Annotated in this window: 18 protein-coding genes; 5 read left to right on the top strand and 13 right to left on the bottom strand. The window is 62.2% G+C overall.

Annotated elements, in window-relative coordinates:
- Positions 1-148: 148 nt before the first annotated feature.
- The gene (gene urtA / locus ACM6JM_RS03355; protein ID WP_011332239.1) at positions 149-1,414 is read right to left on the bottom strand and encodes an urea ABC transporter substrate-binding protein; all 1,266 of its coding nucleotides are present in this window, start codon (positions 1,412-1,414) and stop codon (positions 149-151) included.
- 317 nt (positions 1,415-1,731) lie between these two features.
- Here urtA and ACM6JM_RS03350 point away from each other — a divergent pair, with 317 nt between their 5' ends.
- A complete protein-coding gene (locus ACM6JM_RS03350; protein WP_414881338.1) occupies positions 1,732-6,543 on the top strand; it encodes a DUF4329 domain-containing protein in 4,812 nt (1,603 codons plus the stop codon).
- 49 nt (positions 6,544-6,592) lie between these two features.
- Here ACM6JM_RS03350 and ACM6JM_RS03345 read toward each other — a convergent pair whose 3' ends face one another.
- From ACM6JM_RS03345 to cbiE, 12 genes are all read right to left on the bottom strand, one after another.
- A complete protein-coding gene (locus ACM6JM_RS03345; protein ID WP_414881337.1) occupies positions 6,593-7,603 on the bottom strand; it encodes a FecCD family ABC transporter permease in 1,011 nt (336 codons plus the stop codon).
- The gene (locus tag ACM6JM_RS03340) at positions 7,600-8,547 is read right to left on the bottom strand and encodes an ABC transporter substrate-binding protein (RefSeq protein WP_414881336.1); all 948 of its coding nucleotides are present in this window, start codon (positions 8,545-8,547) and stop codon (positions 7,600-7,602) included. Before ACM6JM_RS03340 ends, ACM6JM_RS03345 begins: the two co-directional genes overlap by 4 nt.
- Positions 8,544-9,332 carry an ABC transporter ATP-binding protein gene (locus tag ACM6JM_RS03335; RefSeq protein ID WP_039766768.1) on the bottom strand — a complete coding sequence of 263 codons (789 nt, stop codon included), beginning with the start codon at positions 9,330-9,332 and terminating at the stop codon, positions 8,544-8,546. The genes ACM6JM_RS03340 and ACM6JM_RS03335 overlap by 4 nt, the downstream gene beginning before the upstream one ends.
- Positions 9,333-9,344: 12 nt before the next feature.
- Positions 9,345-11,471 carry a TonB-dependent receptor gene (locus ACM6JM_RS03330; protein ID WP_414881335.1) on the bottom strand — a complete coding sequence of 709 codons (2,127 nt, stop codon included), beginning with the start codon at positions 11,469-11,471 and terminating at the stop codon, positions 9,345-9,347.
- Between the two features lie 162 nt (positions 11,472-11,633).
- Complete coding sequence (locus ACM6JM_RS03325) at positions 11,634-13,013, bottom strand: PepSY-associated TM helix domain-containing protein (RefSeq protein WP_414881334.1); 1,380 nt, start codon at positions 13,011-13,013, stop codon at positions 11,634-11,636.
- A gap of 79 nt (positions 13,014-13,092) precedes the next feature.
- The gene (locus tag ACM6JM_RS03320) at positions 13,093-15,213 is read right to left on the bottom strand and encodes a TonB-dependent copper receptor (protein ID WP_414881333.1); all 2,121 of its coding nucleotides are present in this window, start codon (positions 15,211-15,213) and stop codon (positions 13,093-13,095) included.
- Between the two features lie 84 nt (positions 15,214-15,297).
- The gene (locus ACM6JM_RS03315) at positions 15,298-15,744 is read right to left on the bottom strand and encodes a DUF2946 domain-containing protein (RefSeq protein ID WP_414881332.1); all 447 of its coding nucleotides are present in this window, start codon (positions 15,742-15,744) and stop codon (positions 15,298-15,300) included.
- Between the two features lie 21 nt (positions 15,745-15,765).
- A complete protein-coding gene (locus tag ACM6JM_RS03310; protein WP_163973937.1) occupies positions 15,766-16,245 on the bottom strand; it encodes a copper chaperone PCu(A)C in 480 nt (159 codons plus the stop codon).
- A gap of 48 nt (positions 16,246-16,293) precedes the next feature.
- The gene (locus ACM6JM_RS03305; protein WP_039772017.1) at positions 16,294-16,695 is read right to left on the bottom strand and encodes a DUF2946 domain-containing protein; all 402 of its coding nucleotides are present in this window, start codon (positions 16,693-16,695) and stop codon (positions 16,294-16,296) included.
- A gap of 186 nt (positions 16,696-16,881) precedes the next feature.
- Complete coding sequence (locus ACM6JM_RS03300; protein WP_414881331.1) at positions 16,882-17,601, bottom strand: cobalt-precorrin-6A reductase; 720 nt, start codon at positions 17,599-17,601, stop codon at positions 16,882-16,884.
- Positions 17,598-18,695, bottom strand: coding sequence for a cobalt-precorrin-5B (C(1))-methyltransferase (locus ACM6JM_RS03295; protein WP_414881330.1), 1,098 nt, complete (start codon positions 18,693-18,695; stop codon positions 17,598-17,600). The genes ACM6JM_RS03300 and ACM6JM_RS03295 overlap by 4 nt, the downstream gene beginning before the upstream one ends.
- Entirely contained in the window at positions 18,688-19,899 is a 1,212-nt protein-coding gene (gene cbiE / locus ACM6JM_RS03290; RefSeq protein ID WP_210709670.1) for a precorrin-6y C5,15-methyltransferase (decarboxylating) subunit CbiE, read from the bottom strand. The genes ACM6JM_RS03295 and cbiE overlap by 8 nt, the downstream gene beginning before the upstream one ends.
- A 143-nt stretch (positions 19,900-20,042) precedes the next feature.
- Between cbiE and cobG the strand changes: the two genes are divergently transcribed.
- From cobG to cobJ, 4 genes are read left to right on the top strand one after another with little or no spacing between them, the layout of a single operon-like run.
- Positions 20,043-21,341 (top strand): precorrin-3B synthase, encoded by a 1,299-nt coding sequence (gene cobG / locus ACM6JM_RS03285; RefSeq protein WP_414881329.1) that lies wholly within the window; start codon positions 20,043-20,045, stop codon positions 21,339-21,341.
- Entirely contained in the window at positions 21,334-21,960 is a 627-nt protein-coding gene (locus tag ACM6JM_RS03280) for a precorrin-8X methylmutase (RefSeq protein WP_011332253.1), read from the top strand. The genes cobG and ACM6JM_RS03280 overlap by 8 nt, the downstream gene beginning before the upstream one ends.
- Positions 21,957-22,691, top strand: coding sequence for a precorrin-2 C(20)-methyltransferase (locus ACM6JM_RS03275; protein ID WP_414881328.1), 735 nt, complete (start codon positions 21,957-21,959; stop codon positions 22,689-22,691). Before ACM6JM_RS03280 ends, ACM6JM_RS03275 begins: the two co-directional genes overlap by 4 nt.
- Complete coding sequence (cobJ, locus tag ACM6JM_RS03270; RefSeq protein WP_414881327.1) at positions 22,691-24,394, top strand: precorrin-3B C(17)-methyltransferase; 1,704 nt, start codon at positions 22,691-22,693, stop codon at positions 24,392-24,394. Before ACM6JM_RS03275 ends, cobJ begins: the two co-directional genes overlap by 1 nt.
- Positions 24,395-24,560 lie beyond the last annotated feature (166 nt).

Genomic DNA, 24,560 nt, shown 5'->3' with positions numbered 1-24,560 from the left:
TTGCGTAGTGATCGTTCCCACGCTCCGCGTGGGAATGCAGTCCGGGACGCTCCGCGTCCCAAAAGCGGACGCAGAGCGTCCATTGAGGCATTCCCACGCAGACGGTTCGACGCCTCGACGTGGGAACGATCAGGTTGAGCGGGTTAACTCAGTTGCTCTTCACCGCATACTCCGGCTTCTTGTCGTTACCCGGAATGAACGGGCTCCACGGCTGCGCACGGATCGGCCCTTCGGTCTGCCACACCACGTTGAACTGACCATCGCTCTGGATTTCGCCGATCATCACCGGTTTGTGCAGGTGGTGATTGGTCTTGTCCATGGTCAGGGTGTAACCGGACGGCGCGGCAAAGGTCTGGCCGCCGAGGGCTTCGCGGACCTTGTCGACGTCGGTCGATTTGGCTTTCTCCGCCGCCTGCGCCCACATGTGGATGCCGACGTAAGTGGCTTCCATCGGGTCGTTGGTCACGGCCTTGTCGGCGCCCGGCAGGTTGTGTTTCTTCGCGTAGGCTTTCCAGTCATCGACGAACTTCTTGTTCACTGGGTTCTCCACCGACTCGAAGTAGTTCCATGCCGCGAGGTTGCCCACCAGCGGCTTGGTGTCGATGCCGCGGAGTTCTTCTTCGCCTACCGAGAACGCCACCACCGGTACGTCGGTGGCCTTCAGGCCCTGGTTGGCCAACTCTTTGTAGAACGGCACGTTGGAGTCGCCGTTGACGGTCGAGATCACAGCGGTCTTGCCGCCGGCCGAGAATTTTTTGATGTTGGCGACGATGGTTTGATAGTCGCTGTGGCCGAACGGGGTGTAGACCTCTTCGATGTCTTTGTCCGCGACGCCTTTGGAATGCAGGAACGAACGCAGGATCTTGTTGGTGGTGCGCGGGTAGACGTAGTCGGTGCCGAGCAGGAAGTAGCGCTTGGCGCTGCCGCCTTCTTCACTCATCAGGTATTCAACCGCCGGGATCGCTTGCTGGTTCGGCGCGGCGCCGGTGTAGAACACGTTCGGCGACATCTCTTCGCCTTCGTATTGCACCGGGTAGAACAGCAGGCCGTTGAGCTCTTCGAACACCGGCAGCACCGATTTGCGCGACACCGAGGTCCAGCAACCGAACACCACCGCAACCTTGTCCTGGGTCAGCAACTGCCGGCCCTTTTCCGCGAACAGCGGCCAGTTCGACGCCGGGTCGACCACCACCGGTTCCAGCATCTTGCCGTTCACCCCGCCCTTGGCGTTGATCTCGTCGATGGTCATCAACGCCATGTCCTTGAGCGATGTTTCGGAGATCGCCATGGTGCCGGACAACGAATGCAGAATCCCGACCTTGATGGTCTCGGCGGCCTGTACGGTCCAGGTCATGCCCATCGCGGCAATGGATGCCGTGAGTGTGAAAGCCTTGATCAAACTGCGACGCTTCATTGTGCGATCTCCATGAACGTTAAAGTTTTTTATGGTTGGCAGATGCGAACGACTGAAGGCTGTTTTGCAAGGGCTGTGCCCAAGCGGGGAATGACGGTGTCCCGAGGGGGATGCCCCAGGCGGGAGGCGCAAGCTGCACCAAAAACAGGCAGGTGAGCATCGTGAGTGCGAAGTGTCTGCGCACAAATGGTGCTGCTCTCTTGTGCGAGTGCGGTACAGATGGATACATAAACGATAAACATGTACTGCGGATCGAAGCGCGGCTGCGCCAACACTCATTCATTCGATATGTCGATTCTTAACCGCAGGATTTGATCATGAATGAAGTACCTGGCCGGACCGGCCGCGCAGCAAGTGCCTTTGGGAAGCCCCGCCTGCCGCGGTTGAGCCCGGCTTTTGTGACGGAAGAAGATGCCGCTTACTGGGCTCACACGCAGATTCCAGTCAAGCCGGACAGGGAATATGGCAGCGTAATCATGCTCAGGCCGGATGGCCTGTTTGTCGCTACAGAACCGGTATCTGGCAGTGTCGACCGTTTTGATTTCGGCACCATTATCGAAGTCGACGCGAGGGGAAGTTACGTACAGCCGCAAGGTTATCGATGTGTTGCAAATCTGCATAACCATGCACCCCTTTATAAGGAGGTACGCAACGCCAATCCCGGGGTGGATGAATTCCACCTGAGGCTGTTCATCAATTTTTTTTCCTATCTGGACTTTGTGGCTGATGTTGCAGCGCGAGGTTTTTTTCCCAGCGCTTACCTGTCCGGGCCCGATGGCGTTCTGCTTAAATATTCGCCCAGCGGTTCGAAAGAAGAGTGGAGTTACTCCCTTTGGCGCCAGGCCGGTTCGCCGCCCGGCAATCCGGTGGGGACATATGACATCGTCAGTACCATCAACAAGTTTGCTGCCGTAGGTGATCTGAGGGTCATTGTTTCGAATGCAGACTGGGGCTACTCCGTCGGTCGCGTGCCGTCTGACTGGAAAGCCGGGAAGGCTTTTTCCGGAGGAGAGGTGACGGAGCTGCCGCTCATGACCCGCGTTTGCGCCAATGCAGAACGCGCTGTTCTTGCCGCGCTCAAGTCCAGGGATGCCAAGACCAGCGGGCTCGTACTTCGAAGCCAGTCAGGCAGACACTATGTAGCGACTCATGCAAGGCCCGCCGGATTGGCGGCATGGGATCCGCACAGGTTGTTTCCTGCCGGGAGCGACGGTCAACCGAGGTTACCCCGCGGCTATGTGCTGGAGGGCTTTTACTATGGCTCTCGCCCGGACCCTGGAATGTTTCCTCCCACTCAACACTGGCTCTACGAGAATTTTTTCACGCCGCAGGAAATGGCCCTTGCCATTGCTTGCAACACCCGGTGGCAACAGTTGTCTGCGCCGGGCCAGTCACTGTCGCTGTACATGCTGGCATTGGATGCCTCGATGCTGAAATACACCTTCAGTGGCAGTCGGATCGAAGCAGGAATGAGTGTCGAGAGCTCTGACGGGACGATTCACGACGCAGGCCTGCAGGCCAGACTTCGTAACGGGGCGCTACTTCCCCGTGAATACGTTTCGGTAGTCATGCTGGCCGGGCGTCTGCAGGTGTTGCGCGGAAGCGCACTATGGGCGCGACTCGGTTTGGTGGATGACGACTGGAAACCATTCGCAAACTTTCCCTGGCCGTTACTGAGCCAGGAGTTTTTAACCGCCGATGATGCCGTTCGATATGCCCACGAGCAGATTGACCCGCGGCGTGACCGGCAATATGCGGGTTATGTCCTGCAACGCGACAATCGTCGTTTTGTGGTGACCGAACCGCTTGAAGGTGACATCGCCACGCTCAGCCGAGGCGACTTGTATCCCAAGGATAACAATGGGCGTCCGGTTCTTCCCGATAGCCATCTGCTGCATGCCCGTTACGTGTCCCATGTGGCACTTTCAGAACTCGACTCCGTCGATGTCGCCTCAGTTCCAGGAACGTCGCAGGACACTCCCGGCAACCCTATCGATAGCGATGCCCGCCCCGTTGTACCGAGCCATTTGCCCTTTGAGGGTGAGCCGATGGACTACCCGACAGATGCCCAGCCAGCAAAGTGGACACGAAACAGTTTCGCCATGAGCCTGCAAATGGTCAGTGTCGACGAAAGCAGGCAGGTTTTCATGGAGGATATCCCTCTCTATGTTTCTGCAGGGCAGGATGGTCTTGTCAGGTTCGAACCCTCTACCACGCAGGATGCCAGGGATTTTCAACAACGTCTGGGCACCACCGGGAATCCGGGTCCCCTGGCGAAAGCGCTGGAAACCAGAGCCATCCTGCCGGAAGCGTTCATTCGATTGCAGGCATCAGCCGGTCGGTTGACTGTCTTGCTCGACAGTGACCTGTGGGGGCCGAGAGGCGACATAACGCCTGCCTGGCGTTCGCCCGATGTACCCCAGGCATGGAAACGCCCCGGGACCGTCGCCTTCGGCGCAGTGTGTGCGTCCGCAGATGACGCCAGCGTGTATCGATATGCCCGTGAAGCACGTTTGTATGACACTGAGCGGGCGTGGTTCGGCTTTATCCTCAAACACGTGGATCGTGAGGAGTACGTCGCCACGGAGTTGTTTCCCGTCGATGAGCACAAAGACAACGTCTTCCAGCTGGCAAGCATGTTCGCCTGGCGAAGTGGAGCGCCGTGGTTCCAGTTCCCGGAGGGCTTCGGTCGCCACGCATTGTTTTATTCGCGTCAGCGGGTGAAACATCCGTCGAGCCGCTCTCTTTCCTGGCTGGCGCAGTACTTCATCCCGCCGCAAGACCTTTCCCTTGCGACTTACGATCCCAATCGCCGTCCAGTGGTGGATCCGATCCAGGGGGCTTTGTATATGTCGACGCAGGACGGCGCCTTGCTGAGGTATGAGCGCAGCGACGCCAGTCGACTGTTCAAAAGTAGTGATCCCGAACTCAGTCTGGCTGCAATCAACCAGAAGCTGGCGCGACGCAGGATGCTCCCCGAAGAGTTTGTCCGGCTCGTTGCCAACAGCGGCGAACTCTATGTCCTGCGCACGAGTGCGTGTTGGGACAGGGCAGGGAGGGTCAATACAACCTGGAAACCCAGGATGAATCTTGAGCGCCGCTGGCTCAGTCCGGTATTTCAAAGCCCTGACGATGCGGTGGTCTATATGCGATCCCTCATAACCGGTTCGGCGATCAAGCCCTTTGGTGGCCTGATTCTGAAAAGGTCCGATGGCCTGTATATGGCTACTGCGCCGCTTGAGGTCTCGCGGGAGGACTTCGATATCGCGGAGATTTACCCGGACCAAAGCGAGAAGACCGGATTGTTTCCCTCTGGCTGCCGGGTCATGGCGCGCTACCGATCACGTGTTGCCAGGGGCATGCCGCTTTTGTTGTCGTCGGTCGAAAAACAGGTTTACTTGAACATGTTGTCGGTCGACACGCTGTATACGGCGTTCACCAGAGCCTCGCCGACCGCACTCGATGAGTACCTGTTGAGCCCTGACGGTTCGGTGATCTGCTACCGGTCCGGGCTCCTCGACCGCATTCGCGCCGGTGTGGCCAATGTGCTGACAGACTACAAGGGATTGCCTGCCGATCTGGATGGAAAAAAAATCAGACAGTTCATCCACACGGGTGAATTGAAGCCCGGTGTCTGGATCGATTCCCTGGCCAAGGCAGGCAATTTGCGGGTCATTGTCGGCGGTGACCTGTGGGGGCTTCCTCGTCTGGTGATGCGTTGGGTTCCGTTTTCCACCGATCTGCTCCCCCCGTCGGACTATCACAAGGCCGCGAGTGACCCGGTGTGCAGTCCTTTGTTTATCCAGGCGGACGACGCTGCCCGATACACCCATGAATCAGAGGCAAGCAGACGTGACCAGACCTTTGGATTCATTCTGCGCTCAGGGGATGGCTCGTTCATTGCCACTCTGCCAATCGAGGTACAACGCTCGTCGCTGGCACTGGATCGGGTATTTGTACAAGGACGGTTGCTCGCAGGATTTTCTCTGGAGGCCGTTTATATTCGTGCAGCCTATCCACCCATAGGCGCGCGGGATGATGACATCAGGCATTTCTTTATTTCACCGAACGATATGTACCACGCACGCGTGCAGGCCTTTACCCACCAGGGTTACAAAAGCATTTACATATCCTGTACCGACGGCGCGCTATTGAAACTGACGCTTGATGCTTTTGAGCCTGGGGTGTTTTACGACAGACACGGACAGATCGAACTACGGCCCAACATGTTTGCATCGGCGGATCAGGCTGCGCAGGATGAGCGTGACATCGCCAAGGGGACTTTCATTTTTTCCGATTACGTTCGACGCATGTCCCGAGCCGGTAAGCTGGAAGTCATTGAAACCAGTGCGCACTGGTCGCGTCATGGTTCGGTGGGCGATGACTGGCGGCCACGGATGGTCGATGTGTCTGTCGATGAGAGATGGCGAGCCAACCCTGCGCCGGCACTGGGGCCTGTTTTTCAGCATGCCGACGATGCTGCCCTCCATGCGTGCGAACGTATGGACGACGAACCTGACACCGAAAACGGATACGAAGGCGCAATCCTTGCGAAGGCCGGGGCCGATCGGCATGTCCCGCTGGAGCCTGTTGCTTATTCCGCCTATGAACAAAGTCCGCTGGTGCGAATATTTCGTACCGCCAGGGACGCCGACACCAGTTGGACTCATCCGGTACCGAGTTTTCCTGATGGCTACAAGCTTGTGGCGGCTCATCAGTTTCATTTGTCGGCCAACACGACGCTTGTGCCTGACCCTGATGCGGTACACGCGAATTTCGCCTCGCCGGATCAGGTTCATGCGCATACCCATGAACTGAAAAACAAGGGTTTTGCGATACGGGATTACTACTATTCGACCCCCGACGGAGCACTGCTCAAATACACGCCGGTCTATTCGGATGCCGAGCGGCATCTGCTGTTGACGAAGCCGGTGGTGTTTGAAAAGGGTCGATGGGTCAGCAAGCTGAGTCCCGGCCAGTTCATTTCAAAGCTGGTGGAACTGGGCGAGTTCAGGGTGCTGGTGCCCGGACATTACTGGAAGCAGACGGGAGGTATGGGAACCGGTTGGAAAACCTTACGCCAACAGCCAATGAACCCGGGAGTTGTCCGGCCCAGAGACGAACTCTGATGCTCTGCACCCGTTGACGCGGTGAATGCGTCGCCGCGCGCTTGCAGAGTCAGCGGCGGCGCATCAGAGCGATGAAGAACAGTCCGCCGAGGGCCGCAGTGGCAACACCGATGGGCAGGTCTTCGGGGGCGATCAGTGTGCGTGCGGCGACATCCACCCAGACGAGGAAAACGCTGCCGAGCAACAGGCACACCGGCAGCAGACGCCGATGCTCGGCACCGATCATGCGCCGGGCAATGTGCGGCACCATCAGCCCGACAAAACCGATGGAGCCACTGATCGACACCAGCACTCCGGTCATCAGCGAAGCGATCACGAACACCCGCAGACGCACAGCCCGGGCATTCAGGCCGAGGGTGACGGCGGTCTGCTCGCCGGCCATCAAGGCGTTCAGCGGGCGGGCCATGCCGATCAGCAGAAGCAAGCCGAGCAACACGCTGAGCGCCGGCACCGCCAACAACTCCCAGCGCGCCAGACCGAGGCCGCCGAGCATCCAGAACATCACCGCTGAACTGGCGCGGTGATCGCCCATGAACAACAGCAGGTTGGCGATCGCCATCATCACGAACGAAACGGCCACGCCGCACAGCAGCAGGCGATCACTGTCCAGCCGACCCTGCCGGTTGGCGATGCCCAGCACCAGAAACATGCTCGACAACGCGCCGATGAACGCCGCAATCGGCAAGGTCAGCAGGCCGACGATTTCGCCGACGTGCAGCACCACGATCACCGCGCCGAGGGTGGCGCCGGAGGTGACGCCGAGCAGGTGCGGATCGGCCAGCGGATTGCGCGTCACTGCCTGCAGCACCGCGCCGATCAACGCCAGACCGGCACCGACCAATGCACCGAGCAACATACGCGGCACGCGGATCAGCCAGACGATGTGTTCCTGGCCGGCGCTCCAGTCCGGCACGCCGAGGCCGAACAGTTTATGCAGCAGAATCCGCCACACCACGTCCACCGGCACCCGCGCCGGGCCGAAACCCAGCGACACCACGCACGACACCAGCAGCACGGCACCGAGGGCGATCAGCAGCAGCGCATAGCGACGATCGATCATTCGCCGTGGAAACCTTTGGCCAGGGTTTCCACCGCCAGCACGTTGTCGATCCCCGGCGTGGCCTGCACGTAGGGGATGACGATGAAGCGCTGGTTCCTGATCGCGTCCACCGATTGCAGCGCCTTGTTCTTCAGCAGGAATTCAATCTTCTGCTCGGCGGTGATTTCGCTGTAGTCGACGATCACGATCACCTGTGGATTACGCTCGACCACGGTTTCCCAGTTGACCCGGGTCCAGCTCGCTTCGACGTCATCGAGAACGTTGCGCCCGCCGGCGGCGTCGATCAGCGCTTGCGGCATGCCGAGGCGGCCGGAGGTCATGGCGCGGTCTTCGCCGCTGTCGTACAGGAACACCCGTGGTTTCTCGGCGGGCAGGTCTTTGCGAACGGCGGCGACCTGACTTTGCATGTCGGCGATCAGCGCGTTGGCGCGATCCTGCACGTCGAAAATCTTTCCGAGGTTGCGCAGGTCGTTGTAAGTGTCGTCCAGCGTGGCGGCCGGGCGCTTCATCACGAAGGCGCAGGACTCGGTCAGTTCATACACATTGATGCCCAGCGGTTGCAGGGTCTGCGGCGTGAGATCGCCGCCGACGCGCATGCCGTAATCCCAGCCGGCGAAGAAGAAATCGACGTTGGCGTTGAGCAACGTTTCCACCGACGGGTACTTGGCCGCCAGCTCCGGCAAACCGTCGAGCAGGCTCTGCATTTCAGGCGTCACCGACTTCCAGCCACTGACGCCGCTGTAGCCGGCCATCTTCGACTTGAGGCCGAGGGCTAGCATCATCTGGGTCATGTTGATGTCGTGGCTGACCGCGTGTTTCGGTGCTTGCTTGAAGGTCACTTCACGGTTGCAGCTCTGGATCGTCAGCGGGTACTTCGTGGCCTCGGCGAAGGCGTGGGTGGTGCCCAGCAACAGGGCGAGGCAAAGCAGGGAGCGCACAGTCATGGTCGGGTTATCCAGGTGATTCGCGGGTAGCCGTGGAGGGGGTGTGGATCGATCAATGCTTCGACGCCGAACACGTCGCGCAGCAATTCAACAGTGAGGACTTCTTGCGGCGTGCCGCTGGCTACGATGCGACCGTGGTTGATCACGTACAAGCGGTCGCAGAACGCGGCGGCGAGGTTCAGGTCATGGATGCTCGCCAGCGTGCCGATCTGCAAACGTTTGACCAGTTGCAGCAGCTCCAGCTGATAGCGCGGATCGAGGTGGTTGGTCGGCTCGTCGAGGATCAGCAGTTGCGGTTGCTGGGTCAGGGCCCGGGCGAGAATCACCCGCTGTTTTTCACCGCCGGACAGCGTGGCGAACGCGTGATCTTCGAAGCCGTCGAGGCCGACGGATTTGAGGGCCTGGGTGGCGAGCTGGCGGTCTTCCAGCGTGTCGCCGTCGAACAGGCCCTTGTGCGGCGTGCGGCCCATGGCGACCACTTCTTCGACGGTCAGGCCGAAGGCATCGGGGAATTCCTGCAGCACCACGGCGATGCGTTGCGCACACCAGCGTGAGGATTGCTTCCAGACGTTATGGTGGTCGAGTTTGACCTCACCGGTTTCCGGCTGACTGAAGCGGTAGGCGCAGCGCAACAGGCTGGTCTTGCCGCTGCCGTTGGGCCCGATCAGCCCGACGAACTCACCGGCGGCCACTTGCAGCGAGGCGTCACGCAGCTGGAACTGGTGATGACAGTGGCCGTGGCCCAAAGGTGTCCAGGCGAGATCGGTGAGGGACAGTGAGGTCATTTCGTTCCTGTTCTAGAAGGTGTAGTCAGCCGTGACAAAGAACGAACGAGGCTCACCCAGAATCCACTGCTGGCCCTCATTGTATTGGCTTTGCGCGTACGTCCGGTCAAACAGATTGTTCACCTGCAATCCCAGCGTGGTGTTGCGCAGGGCTTTCCACGACAGCGTTGCATCGACCACGGTGTAGCTCGGCAGCTCGTTGCGGTTGGCCATGTCGGCGTAGCGTGCATCGACGTAGCGCACACCGGCACCGGCTTTCAGGTCATCGGTCAGCGCCTTGCTCAGCCACAGATTGGCAGTGCGGCGTGGCACGTCCACCGGGCGATTGCCGTTGCGCGACACCGGCACGCCGTCGACCACTTCTTCAAAATCGTCGTACTTGGGTTTGACGATGGCGGCGTTGGCTTGCAGTTGCCAGGCGTGCGGCAGTTGCAGATCGAGGCTGGCTTCCAGGCCGTTCGACGATTGCTGGCCGACCTGCTGCTTGAGCGTCGGGTTGCCCGGATCGTCGGTCAGCAGTTTCTTCTTCACGATGCGATACGCCGCCAACGTGAACTCGCCACGCTGATCCCAGAACAGTTGCTTCATGCCGATCTCGGTCTGCCGCGCGGTCGACAGGTCATATTGCTGCTGGCTCGGGCTCAGGGAAATCAGACCGCCGATGCCATCGGTGCTGGTGGCGACCTGGCCGTAGAACGAGGTGTCCTGGGTCAGCGCGAACACCAGCCCGGCCTTCCAGTTGTTGCCGGTCAGGGTCTTGTCGCTCTGGCTGCCATCGACCAGGTTGTTGCGATCCACATGTACGTAGTCGCGGCGTACACCGGTCACCAGCGACCAGCGCTCGCTCAATTGCGTGCGGTTTTCGGCGAACAGCGACATCTGTCTGGTGGTGCTGTCGAACTGATCGCGATACGGATCGGCGCTCTCGAAATAACCGGTTTGCGGGTGATACCGATCCAGCGGCTGGCCATTCGGCAATACGTCGTTGAACGGCGAGTTGCTGTCGAGCTGGAAGCGAATACGGTTGTAGTCGACGCCGGTCACGGTCTGGCTGTCGAGGCCGAACAGCGAGTGCTTGAAGGTGAAGGTCTGGCGGTCGCCGAGCTGTTCCTGTTTATGGCCGATACCGAAGTAACCGCTGCGGCTGAGTTGCTGACGGTCAGCGTCGAAGTTGTAGTTCTCTGCGTTCTGCCAGCGGCGTTGGGCCTTGAGGTAGTACAGCTCGTTGCTGGCGCTGACCGCCTCGTTGATCTGCCAATCCGAGGTCAGGCGCGTCCATTGATCGTTGTAGTGCTGCTTGTCGTCGCGCACGTTGTAGTTCTTGTTGCGCAGGCTGTCTTTCAACTGGCCGTTGATCAACGGCGTACCGAAGTAGTTCTGCGGGCGCTGATCGCCGTAATCGTGGGCGAGGGTGAAGGTCAGGTCGTCGGTGGCCTGCCAGCGCAGGGCGGCGCTGATGAAGTCGCTGGATGAGTCGCCGCGATCGACCCAGCCGTTGCCGCGCAGGCGGTTGAGGTTGAGGCGATAGCTCAGGGTGTCGGTCAGCGAGCCGCCGCTGTCGAACGCCTGTTGCTGGCGGTCGAACGAGCCGTAGCCGACGCGCACATGGTTTTCGATTTCGCCTTCGAACGGCTTCTTCGGGATCACGTTGACCACCGCGCCGGTCGCGCCTTCGCCGTACAGCACCGAGGCCGGGCCGCGCAGGACATCGACGCGTTCCACCGACCAGGTGTCGACCGGAAACGTCACCGTGCCCATGCCGGTGTACATGCGGTTGCCGTCATACAACTGCATCACCGAACTCTGCCCGGTAAATCCCCGGGCCTGCAACGAAGTGCCGCCATCGCCCGGCGTGCCGGTGCGGCTGATGCCGGTGCTGCGCGACACCGCGTCCTGCACGCTGCGGTCGCCACGGGCGCGGACCTGTTCGCCGCTCAGGCTTTCGACACTGGCCGGGGTTTCCATCGCACTGAGGTTCAGGCGCGAGCCGGCGCTGGTCGGCGTGGTCAGGCTGACGGTCGGGTCGTCATTGGCCGGGGCGGTGATGGTGCCGGTGGGCAGCGTCAGCGGGGCGTTGTCGGCGTGGGCGCTGTTGTTCAGGGCGAACAGACAGAGGCTGGACAAGAGGTACTTGTTCATCGGGGCGGTGAATCACTTCTTCAAAAGAAAAGCCCGCCGGCTCATGACAATGCATGGCCGCGGGCAGAGCAGCAAATTTGCGTTATACAGTAACACTAAAAAATGCCGGAGTTTAAGCCCCGGCAGTTTAAAGATCTGTCTAAACCGCGCATCTCGCCTGTTTCATGATGAGGTTGAGGCAGATTCAGTTTGCCGGCCCAGACGCGACAACAGCAGCCGATCCAGCAACCACACCACTACCAGCGAAGCCCCTACCAGCGGAAACACCACCGCCAGCACCAGCATGATCGCCACCCCGGTTTTCCATTTCGGCAGATCGTGGCGCAGCGGCGGCACGCCGAATTTGCCCTGGGGCCGACGCTTCCACCAGATCACCACACCGCTGACGGCGCTGAGCAGAATCATCAGGCAGATCAGCAACACGATGATCTGGTTGAAGGTGCCGAACATCTTGCCTTCGTGGAGCATCACGCCGATCTCGGTAGCCCGGGCAACAGCGCCGTATTGCTCGAAGCGCACGTCGGCCAACACCTTGCCGGTGTACTGATCGATGTGCAGGGTCGCGTCGTTGCGTGGGTCGTCGGCGAACACGGCGATGGTGAACACGCCGGTGGCGGTGGTCGGCATTGTGATGCTGTAGCCCGGCTCGACCTTGCGCTCGATGGCGATGTTCTGCACGTCCTGCAGGCGGATGGTCGGTGCAGCGGGGCCGTGTTGCATGCCGCCGTGGGCCATGTGTTCGGCGTGGTCGCCGGACATCGGCATCGGGGTGTTTTCCATCGCCCACGGTACGGTCTGGCGCGCGGCGTTGTTGAGGCTGCCGGCCTCGACATCGGAAGTCGGCACGTTGTCCCACATCGCCGCCGGGAACACGTTCCATACCTGGGCGTACTGCTTGCCCCAGAAACCGGTCCAGGTCATGCCGCTGAGCAGCATCACCAGCAGCAAGGCCGCGCCCCAGAATCCGGTAACGGCATGCAGGTCACGCCACAGCACGCGGCCGCGACTGCTCAAACGTGGCCACAGAATCCCCGCGGCCTGACCTCGCGGCCACCACAGGAAAACCCCGGACACCACCAGCACCACGCCCCAGCCGGCGGCCATTTCGATCAGTCGGTCACCGACGGTGCCGATCATCAGTTCGCCATGGATCGCCCGGGCGATGGCTTGCAGGTTCTGCCTGGCATCCTGCTCGCCGAGGATGTCGCCGTGGTACGGATCGACGAACACGTTCAGCTCATGGCCGGCATTGACCACGACAAACTGCGCGCTGCGCTCGGCATTCGCCGGTGGCAGGTACTGAGTGACCTGGCCCTGTGGATAAGCGCTTTTGACCTTTTGCAGCAAGTCGTCGGCCGGCACCGTGTGATGCCCGGCCGGGACGTTCAGCAGGCTGCTGTACATCAGCGAATCGAGTTGCGGCTTGAACAGGTAAATGATGCCGGTCAGGGCCAGCATCACCATGAATGGGGCGACGAACAATCCGGCATAAAAATGCCAACGCCAGGCCAGGTTGTAGAAATTCGGTTTGGGCTGTTTCATCACGTGTGCTCCGCTTGGCTTGGATCTTCTCGTTGTCTGTTGCCGCCCGCTCCCTGAAGGGAGCGAGCGCCCTTGAGGGTTAGAAACTCATGTCCACCTTGGTCCAGAGCGTGCGCCCCGGTTCATTGATCGCTTGCGGGTCGTTGGCCGGGTAGCCGAACCCGGCGTTGCCCGCCAGGTTCAGGTGTTCGGCGTAAGCCTTGCCGAACAGGTTGTCGACGCCGGTACTGACCTTCCAGTGTTTGTTGATCCGGTAGGCACCGTTGAGCGAGAACACGCCGAAGCCTGAACTCTTGTCGTAATCCTTGCCGACCACGTTGCCCTTGTTCTGGTCGATACGGTTTTGCGCGGCGACCACCCTCCACAGTGCGCCGGCGCTCCAGTTGTCTTCGCTGTAGGTCAGGCCGAAGCGCGCATCCAGCGGCGGCATCTGCGGCAGGGCCTTGCCGTCGCTGCTGTTCTTGCCCCAGGCGTAGGCCAGGGTCGCATCGGCTTTCCAGTTGTCGGTGAGTTTGTAAGCGGCACCGAGTTCACCGCCCATGATCCGCGCGTCGATGTTCTCGGCGCGGGAAGTGCTCATGCCCATCATCGTCGGGGTGTAGTCGAACAGGATGTAGTCGCGCACCACGCCGAAGTAGCCCGAGGCCCACGCTTCGAGGTCGGCGTCCTTGTAGTTCACGCCGAAGTCGAGCTGAGTGGTCTTTTCCGGCTTGATCGAATCGAACGCATTGAGCGAACCGGCCGGGCCGGACTTGGGCGAAAACAGCTCCCAGTAATCCGGGAACCGCTGCGCGTGGCCGAGGCCAGCGTAGAGCGTGGTCGGGCTGTCGGCCAGGTCGTGCTCGAAACGGATGAAACCGCTCGGCAGGGTGTCGGCGCGGGTATCGCCAGCGGTCGGGTTCGGCCGGGACATCATTCCCGAGCCGGTGGTCTGGCGATAATCCTTGGCCGAGGCACGGTCGACCCGGGCGCCGGTAATCAGTCGGTCGCGATCGGCGGCGTACCAGGTCATTTCGCTGAACACGCCGTAGTTATGGAAGTCGGCGTCCTTGGTGAACGGCTGATCCTTGTAGGTATCGATACCCATGCCGCTGCGCTGCCGGTGTTCGTTGGTCTGCGCATCGAGGCCGGTGATCAGCTGGATATCGGCCCAGCGCCAGGTGGCCTTGATCCGTGCGCCGAGGGTGCGGCGGTCGACGTTGGACGCCATGGGACCGGCCATCATCCCGGTGCCGGACGGCGTGCGCAGGGTGTAGTTGTCCATCACGTGGTCGGCGTAGTTGTAGTAGACCTGCGCTTCGAGCTTCTCCAGCACGTCGCTGATGTTGGATTTCTCAAAACGCAGACCGAGGCTTTCGCGCAGGAATTGCGAGCCGTCCATGCCGCGCCCGGCGTAGCGTGCTTCGCCGTCGCCCTTGCCGGCGGTGAGTTCGATCAGGGTGTCGGCGTCCGGGGTCCAGCCCACCGCCACGTCGCCGTTCCACTTGTCATAGCGCGAGGCAACGCTGTCGTTGTTGCCGTCGCGGTAGTCGTCGGAATGCGCGGTGTTGCCGATCACCCGCACATAGCCGAGCGAGCCGCCGGCCGCTGCATCGACGACTTTGTCGAAGCGTCCGTGGGAGCCGGCCAGCACGCTGGCGTTCACGCGGGTGCCGAGCTCGCCGAAGCTTTCCGGTTCACGGTCGAACAGGATCGTGCCGGCCGACGCGCCCGGTCCGTAGAGCACGGTTTGCGGGCCTTTGATCACGGTGAGTTTGTCGTAGGTCTCGGGCGAGATGTACGAGGTCGGCGCGTCCATCCGGCCGGGGCAGGCGCCGAGCATCATGCTGCCGTTGGTGAGGATGTTCAGGCGCGAACCGAACATGCCGCGCAGCACCGGATCACCGTTGGTGCCGCCGTTGCGCACCAGGGCGAAGCCGGGAATGGTCTTCAGGTAGTCGCCGCCGTCGCTGGCCGGCACCGGTTGGCGCGGGTCTTTCGGGTTGGTGACGATGGTCAGCGGCGAGCTCGGGGCGATGGCGGTGATCACCGTCGGACTCAGTTCGTCAGCATGGCCGGCGTGTTCGTCGGCGTGGACCAGCGGGGACAGCAGGACGCCGCAAAGGACGGCGGTAGCGTGCCTGAAACGAACGCGGGATTCGTTCAGGGCAAAGGACGCCGGGGCAGAACCCGGGCGTGGCACAGCAGAAAACCTGGACATGACAATTTCCATCAAACAGTCGTAAACGACACGGCCGGCAGCCTGAAGCTGTCTTCTCGACCGTGTGCAATCAGCGGTGGGGGTTTACGCTGCGACGGGCGGGGCGCGGGGGCGGGCGCCGGGGAAAAAGGTCTGGCGGGCATGGCCCAGACGCGGGGAGGGTGGGGTGAAGGTGTTGACCAGTGGAATACTGAAGGTGGCGAAGCTGCCGCCGCCGGTCAGCGCCGGGCAGTTGAACAGCAGGCTGCAATAACCGCATTTTTCCCATAGCACATGGTGCGAGGATTGCGGCGGACAGTGTTCGGCGGTGGGTTGCGCGGTGTGCCCGGAGTGATCCATCCCCGCCATGTCCATCGACATGTCCATGTTCATCGGCATGGAGGTCGAGGCGTGCTGATCCATCGGCATCGACTGGGAAATCAGCGGGCCGATGAAAATCATCAACATGGCGAACAGAGCGATCCAGCTGCCGCGGGTCAGGTGTTCAGTCTGACGGCGTTGCAGGGAGGGCCTGGCGCTCAGGGGGCGCATGGGCGGACTCTGCCGGAACGGTTACTGGGCGTGCGCGTGGGCTTGCGTGGCTTCCGGTGGCTTCTTCTGCACGGCGACTTCGACGGTCACGTCACCGGCCTTTTCAAAGTGCATTGTCAGGGGAAAGCGTTTGCCGTCGGTCAGCAGACTGCGGTCGGTCGGATTCATCAGCATCACGTGATAGGCCATCGGCGCGAAGGTCACGTTTCCACCGGCCGGGATGGCCACGTTCGGCACCTGTTGCATCTTCATCAGATCACCCTGCATCACGTGCTCGTGCAGTTCGGCCGTCGGGGCGATTGGGGAGTCGACGCTGAGCAGGCGGTCAGCCGTCTTGCCGGCGTTGTGAATGATGAAATACGCGGCAACGGTCGGCGCGTTCGGCGGCAGTTCCTGCGACCACGGGTGGGCGATTTCCAGCTCGCCGGCCTTGTATTCGTGGGCATGGGCGAAGCACGCCGGCAGCAACAGCGCAGCGATGACGATGAGTTTGTTCAACATGGCAGTTCTCCAGAACGATTTGAAACGCAGGTCAAATGCGGGAACAAATCAGACCAGAGGAGAGGCGCGGGGATTGAGGCTCGGCCATTGTTGGCGCGGTGTCGGAGTTTGCAGCAAGGCGGGGGCCACGCTGCGATTGCTTTCGTATTGAGCGAAATACAGCTGCGGCGAATGCCCCGGCAACGCCACCACCGGCGCCGATCCGGAACAGCACCAGCAATGCTGCATGGTCGAATGATTGTCACCACTCTGCGGCGCTTTCTGATCGAGGCTGCCGATGTCGATCGCCACCATCTTCGTCCCGCTGCCGGTGCAGAAACTGCTCCACAGCAACTGCTCGGCCGGCGTTTGCGCCGCCTGCGCCATCGCTCCCGTCAACGGCATGGCGAGCATGTTGAACAGCACTGCAAAGCAGGCGATCCAGGCAAATGCGAGCCGGTGTCGGTTCATGGGACAGATCCGTAGGGTGGGCGATCAGGCGCAGCTATTTAGCCTGATCAGGGCCGATAAGTAAAAAAGCGTCGTGCGGTTTGGTGTCGCAGCGATCTTTCAAGAGAGTGTAGCGGCTCGAATTTGCATTGCATGGGACTTGCATCAACAACTGAAGCTATCGCGAGAGGAAAAGCTCCGTCCCGATCAAGGTTTTTCAAGAGCCGAGATGACGTCATCAACCGTCGCAAACTCCCGATTAACCTCCACCAACACCGGCCGCTTCAACACCATTACCGGCACCCCAAGCTCCCGCGCCACGTCCAGTTTCGGCTCGGTGGCGGTGCTGCCGCTGTTCTTGCTGATCAGCACGTCGATCTGCCGCCGCTCGAACAACGCCCGTTCATCCTCCAGCAGAAACGGTCCACGGGCGCCGATGACTTCGCAGCGTTCGTTGCCGGGGTAGACGTCGAGGGCGCGCAGGGTCCAGAACTGGTGCGCGGGGATTTCGTCGAGGTGTTGCAGCGGTTCGCGGCCAAGGGTGAACAGGGGGCGGCGGAAGGGTTCGAGGGCGGTGAACAGTTCGGCCCAATCGGCGACTTCGCGCCAGTCATCGCCCGGCTTTGGTTGCCACGCGGGGCGGCGCAGGGCCCAGCAGGGGATGCCGGTGAGTTGCGCGGCGGTGGCGGCGTTCCGGCTGATTTGCGCGGCGTAGGGATGGGTCGCGTCGAGTAAAAGTGTGATGCCTTCGTCGCGAATGAACTGCGCCAGACCTTCGGCGCCACCGTAGCCGCCGACGCGCACCTGACACGTCAGATCGGTCGGCACCCGGCCGACGCCGGCCAGGCTGTAGATGTGCTCCGGTCCCAACGTGCGCGCGATGGCCAGCGCTTCAGTCACGCCGCCGAGCAACAAGATTCGCTTCATACAAAGGCTCCCGCATGGCCAACGATGCCGCCCTGACGATCAATCGCAAACACCTCGACCTGCACCTGCGCCGGCACCACGCTACGGGCGAATTCCAAAGCATGGCGGCAGACTTCATCGCCCAGGGCAACACCCGCCGCACGGGCCATCGCCAACGCCTGCTGACTGGTATTCGCCCCGCGTATGGCTAGCTGCAAGGTGTCGTCGGCGCCAATTGCCGCCGCCCACTCGGCCAGTTGCGGCAGGTCGATGCTCGAATGACGCGAGTGCAGGTCCATGTGCCCGGCCGCCAGTTTGCTGATCTTGCCGAAGCCGCCGCACAGGCTGAGTTTCTCCACAGGTACTTTGCGCAGGTGCTTGAGCACGGCGCCGACGAAGTCGCCCATTTCGATCAGGGCGATTTCCGGCAGGTTGTAGACCTGGCGCATGGTGTCCTCACTGGCGTTGCCGGTGCAGGCGGCGATGTGCAGGTAACCGTTGGTTTTCGCCACGTCGATGCCTTGATGGATCGAGGCAATGTACGCCGCACAGGAAAACGGCCGGACGATGCCGCTGGTGCCGAGGATCGACAGGCCGCCGAGAATGCCCAGACGCGGGTTCATGGTTTTCAGCGCCAGGGCTTCGCCGCCCTCGACATTGACCGTCACCTCGAAGCCGCCGCGATAGCCGGTTTCTTCGGCCAGCAAAGTCAGGTGATCGCTGATCATCTTGCGCGGCACCGGGTTGATCGCCGGTTCGCCGACGCCCAGCACCAGCCCCGGCCGAGTGACGGTGCCGACGCCTTTGCCGGCAATGAAGCGGATTCCCGGCTCGGCCATCAGCCGCACTCGCGAATAAAGCAGGGCGCCGTGAGTCACGTCCGGATCATCGCCCGCATCCTTGATGGTTCCGGCTTCGGCGCCGTCTTCGGTCAGCCGGCAGAACTCCAGACGCATCTGCACCTGCTTGCCCTTGGGCAACACGATCTGCACGGCATCCGCCACCACGCCGCCGAGCAGCAGACGGGCAGCGGCGAGGCTGGTGGCCGTGGCACAGCTGCCGGTAGTCAGGCCGCTGCGCAGGGGCGCGGGTTGTTCAGCGGTTTCGTCACGCATCGAGGGGTTTGACCAGATCGAGCAGGGTGATCGGCAAGGCCTGGCGCCAGGTGTCGAACTCGCCCAGCGGTTGCGCCTGGGCGATGTGGATGCGGGTCAGTTCGCCGCCGTGGCGTTCGCGCCAGCTCATCAAGGTCATTTCACTTTGCAGGGTCACGGCGTTGGCCACCAGTCGGCCGCCGGGTTTGAGGTGTTCCCAGCAGGTGTCGAGCACCCCTTCGCGGGTCACGCCGCCGCCGATGAAAATCGCATCCGGTCGTTCCAGCCCGGCGAGCGCCTGCGGGGCGCTGCCGCGAATCAGTTGCAGGCCAGGAACGCCCAACGCATCGCGGTTGTGTTCGATCAATTGCTGGCGACCGTCGTCAGCCTCGATGGCCAGTGCGCGGCAGCTCGGGTGAGCGCGCATCCACTCGATGCCGATCGAACCGCTGCCGGCGCCGACGTCCCACAGCAGTTCGCCCGGGGTCGGGGCGAGACGGGCGAGGGTGATGGCGCGCACGTCGCGCTTGGTCAGTTGGCCGTCGTGCTCGAAGGCCGAGTCCGGCAGGCCGGCGAGACGCGACAGGCGTGGTGTCTGCGGATCGGCCAGGCACTCGATGGCGATCACGTTGAGGTCGGCAATGAGCGGATCGTTCCAGTCGTTGGCGGTGCTGTCGATCCGGCGTTCGGCGCTGCCGCCCAGATGCTCCAGGACGCTCAGGCGACTGGCGCCGAATCCGCGTTCACGCAGCAACGTGGCAACCGCCGCCGGGCTCTGGCCGTCATTGCTCAGCAGCAACAGGCGCACGCCGCTGAACAGTTGCGCATTGAGGGCGGCAAGAGGGCGGGCCACCAGCGATAACACGCTGACGTCCTGCAACGGCCAGCCCAGTCGGGCGGCCGCCAGCGAGCATGAGGATGGCGATGGCAAAATCAGCATTTCGGCCCCCGGCACCTGCCGCGCCAGACTTGCGCCAACGCCGTAGAACATCGGATCACCGCTGGCCAGCACGCACACGGCTTCACCGCGACGCTCGAGAATCGGGGCCAGGGAGAACGGGCTCGGCCACAACTGGCGCTTGCCACGGATGCACACCGGCAACAGCTCCAGTTGACGCTGACCGCCGATGATCCGCGAAGCGCCCATCAAGGCGCGCCGGGCATTCTTGCCCAGGCCCTTGAAGCCGTCTTCACCGATTCCTACTACTGTCAGCCAGGGTGACATCTGTAGCCCTCAAAAAAGTGTCCGCAAACGCGCCGTTCCGACGGGCAGACTTTTCATGCCGTCGGACAAAGCAGGCATAATACCGCGCCTTCGCCCGCGAAGCGCCTTTCCCACAGAGCTGCCAGCCCTTGAACGAACGTCCGATGTCCAACGCCATACGCCCCTCGGCCTGCCCGGGGTTGCTGCGTATCGTCCAGGCGCTGGATGGCGGTATCTGCCGGATCAAGCTCGATGGCGGTTCGATCACCGCCGATCAGGCCGATGCGGTGGCCAATGCCGCCGAGGGGTTTGCCGGCGGGGCGATCGAGGCGACCAATCGGGGCAATCTGCAGATACGCGGGATTGGCGAGCAGTCCGCCGCGCTGATCGACAGCCTGCTGGCCGCCGGTCTCGGGCCGCGAACCGCAGCGGGCGACGATGTGCGCAACCTGATGCTCAGCCCCGCCGCCGGCATTGACCGACAGATGCGCTTCGATACCCGTCCATTGGCCGGGCAGATCCTCGAGACCCTGCAAAGCCATCCGCGCTTCCATGAGTTGAGCCCCAAGTTCGCCGTGCAACTGGATGGCGGTGAAGCGCTGGCGATGCTCGAACATCCCCATGACCTGTGGTTGTCGGCATTCGAAGATCGCGGCGACACGCTGCTGGCGTTCGGCCTGGCGGGTTGTCCGACGGATCGACCGCTGGCGGCTGTGGCGCTTGCGCACGGACATGCGCTGGTGGTCGCGGTGCTGGAATTGTTCCTCGAACTGGCCCGTCCGGAGCAGACGCGAATGCGCCATCTGCTGGATGAATGCCCGGCGCCGGTGTTCCTGGAAAAGCTCGGTCAGCGGATCAATCTGAAGTCAGCCGCTGATTGGCAGCGCGAAGCCGGACCGGAAGGTTTGCACCTCGGCATCCATCCTCAGCCATCGGCTGGTCAGGTCTATGTCGGTGCCGCACCGGCGCTCGGCCGCCTTGATCCGGACATGCTGCGTGGTGCCGCGCAACTGGCCAGAACCTTCGGTGATGGCATCCTGCGTTTCACCCCTTGGCAGAGTCTGTTGTTGCCCGATGTGCGGGAAGCCGATGCGGTTCAAGTGCTCGACGAATTGAGCAAGCTGAACCTGCTGACCCATGTCGAAGATCCCTTGGCGCAACTGATCGCCTGCACCGGCTCCAAAGGCTGCGGCAAAGGCCTGGCCGACACCAAACACGATGCCCGCCGGCTGGCGACGCTGTTGCCACATGCCGTGGATGTACACCTGTCCGGCTGCCCGCGTTCTTGCGCCGCGGCGCATCGGGCTGCGGTGACTTTGCTGGCAGTCGGCCCCGGTCACTACGATCTCTATTTTCGCGATGCAGCGCTGCCCGGTTTCGGCGCGCTGCACGCTCACAACCTTACTATCGAAGCGGCGGCGAAATTGCTCGCCGCCCGCTCACGGAGCCCCCTTGATGCTTGATTACATCCGCGACGGTCAGGAGATCTATCGCAACTCCTTCGCGATCATTCGCAGCGAGGCCAATCTGGCTCGCATCCCGGCCGACCTGGAAAAACTCGCGGTGCGGGTGATCCACGCCTGCGGCATGGTCGAGGCCATCGACGGGCTGCAATTCTCCGAAGGCGCCGGCAAGGCCGGGCGCGATGCGCTGGCCGCCGGTGCGCCGATCCTGTGCGATGCGCGGATGGTTTCCGAGGGCGTGACCCGTGCGCGCCTGCCGGCCAACAACCAAGTGATCTGCACCCTGCGCGATGACAGCGTGCCAGAGCTGGCGCGCGAGCTGGGCAACACTCGCTCGGCAGCGGCACTGGAACTGTGGCGTCCGCATCTGGAAGGCAGCGTGGTGGTGATCGGCAACGCGCCGACCGCGCTGTTCTATCTGCTGGAAATGCTCGACGCCGGCGCCCCGAAACCGGCGCTGATCCTCGGCTTCCCGGTGGGCTTCGTTGGCGCCGCCGAATCCAAGGCCGAGCTGGCTGCCAACAGCCGTGGCGTGCCGTTCGTGATCATGCAGGGCCGCCTCGGCGGCAGCGCCATGGCCGCCGCTGCGGTCAATGCCCTCGCCACGGAGATCGAATGATGCAGGCTAAAGGACGTTTGATTGGCCTGGGCGTCGGCCCCGGTGATCCGGAACTGATTACCGTCAAGGCCCTGCGCCTGCTGCGCGAGTCGCCAGTGGTGGCGTACTTCGTGGCCAAGGGCAAGAAGGGCAACGCCTTCGGCATCATCGAAGCGCACCTGCAGGACGCGCAGAACCTGCTGCCGCTGGTGTACCCGGTGACCACCGAAGTGCTGCCGGCGCCGCTGTCCTACGAGCAGGTGATCAGCGACTTCTACGATGACGCCGCCGAGGAAGTGGCCGCGCATCTGGATGCCGGCCGCGACGTGGCGGTGATCTGCGAGGGTGATCCGTTCTTCTACGGCTCCTACATGTACCTGCACGATCGTCTCGCCGGCCGCTATGAAGCCGAAGTGGTGCCGGGCGTCTGCTCGATGCTCGGCGGCGCTTCGGTGCTGGGCGCACCGCTGGTGTATCGCAATCAGAGCCTGTCGGTGCTGTCCGGCGTGCTGCCTCACGATGAACTCAAGCGCCGTCTGGCCGATGCCGACGCTGCGGTGATCATGAAGCTGGGGCGCAACTTTCCAAAAGTGCGCGACGTGTTGGCAGAGCTGGGCCTGGCCGAGCGTGCGCTGTATGTCGAGCGGGCGACCATGGCCAACCAGAAAATCGTGCCACTGGATGAGGTCGAGCCGATGTCGTCGCCGTACTTCTCGCTGATCATTGTGCCCGGCGAACGGTGGCAAGGCTGATGACTCATTCCACACCGGCCATCGTCATTCTCGGCCAGGGCGCGCTGGACACGGCCCGTCGCCTTCAGCAGGTCTATCCGGGCGCAAAGATTCACGGGCTCAATGGGCGCGTCGAAGGCGCCGACCTGACTTACAGCGAGTTCGGCGCAACCCTGCGCGAGCTGTATAAACAGGACACGCCGATCATTGCCCTGTGCGCGGCGGGCATTGTCATCCGCACCCTGGCGCCGCTGTTGCTGGAGAAAGGCGCCGAACCACCGGTGCTCGCCGTGGCGGAAGACGGCAGCGCCGTGGTGCCGCTGCTCGGTGGCCTCGGTGGGGTGAACGTCATGGCTCGCGAGATTGCGGCTGCACTTGAAGTGGCAGCGGCGATCACCACCAGCGGCGAGTTGCGTTTCGGCACTTGCCTGCTCAACCCGCCCGGCGGTTATGCCCTCGGCGATCTGGAACAGGGCAAGCGCTTTGTTTCTGATCTGCTCGCCGGCCACAGCGTGCGCATCGACGGTGCCGCGCCGTGGCTTGAGCAGGCGCAACTGCCGGAAGATCCACAGGCGCAGCGCTCGATTCATGTGGGCAGCGATGCCCGCGCGGCGAGCGCCAGTGAGTTGCTGATTTATCCACGCAGTGTGGCGGTGGCGGTCGCTGCCGATGTGGCCGGTCTGCCGGATGCGATTCGTGATGCGTTGCAGCAGGCCGGTGTAGCGATTCAATCGCTGGCCTGTCTGGTGGCGGCTGATACTCAGATGGCCAGTCCGGCGTTGCGTGAAGCCGCGCTTGAACTGGCTGTGCCGTTGCGCTTTGTGGCGCCGGTGAGTGACATCGGTGAGCTGGTTCGCGATGCAGTCCCCGACGCTCGAATCATCACAACATCCCGCGACATTGCCATCGCCGTGGCCGAACAGCCGCTGGATGTTTCGCAGGTCGGCCGTCCACGCGGACGTCTGGCCGTCATCGGCCTCGGCCCGGGCGCGGCAGAGCTGATGGTGCCGGCGGTGAAAGCCGAACTGGCCCGCGCCACCGATGTTCTGGGTTATGAAACCTACGTGCGCATGGCCGGCCCGTTCCGCGACGATCAGGTGCAGCATTGCACCGACAACCGCGAAGAAATGCAGCGTGCCCGTCACGCCTTCAGGCTGGCCGCTCAGGGGCGTTCGGTGATTGTGGTTTCGTCCGGCGATCCGGGCGTGTTCGCCATGGCGGCGGCGGTGCTCGAAGCGTTGCACGAGTCGACGGATCCGGCGTGGCACAGCGTCGATCTGGAAATCCTGCCGGGTGTATCCGCTTCACTTGCTACCGCTGCTCAGGCCGGTGCACCCCTGGGCCACGACTTCTGCGTGATGTCGCTGTCGGACAACCTCAAGCCGTGGTCGATCATCGAAAAACGTCTGGATCTGGCCGCCGAAGCGGATCTGGCATTGGCGTTCTACAACCCGATCTCCCGTGCCCGTCCCTGGCAGTTGGGGCGCGCGCTGGAAATTGTCGCGCAACACCGTGTGCCGCAAACACCGGTGGTGCTGGGCCGTGATATTGGTCGTCCGGGGCAGACGCTGCGGGTGACGACCCTTGGCGCATTGACACCGGAGCAGGTGGACATGCGTACGATGGTGCTGATTGGTTCGTCCACCACCTGCACCTTCCCTCGCGCCGAGGGCGGAGAGTGGGTGTATACGCCGCGTTGGTATGGTGAGAAGCCGGTCAGTTGATCACGGTGTGGTTGCCAGTTGTTGCAGCCGCTTATAGATATAAATAACAGGGCCTCGAATAAAAGTTCGCGGCCCTGTCTGTTTTTGTCTGGGTTGCAGGTGTTCGTACTTGATGATTGTTAAATTTTCTCTATGGGTGTTGTTGGATATTTCTGTAGAAATTCTT

This window comes from Pseudomonas sp. IT-P2 (genome assembly GCF_949767575.1).
Classification (GTDB): Bacteria; Pseudomonadota; Gammaproteobacteria; order Pseudomonadales; family Pseudomonadaceae; genus Aquipseudomonas; species Aquipseudomonas pharyngis.
The sequence above is the reverse complement of the archived record's forward strand: the minus strand, read 5'-3'. Positions and strand labels throughout refer to the sequence as shown.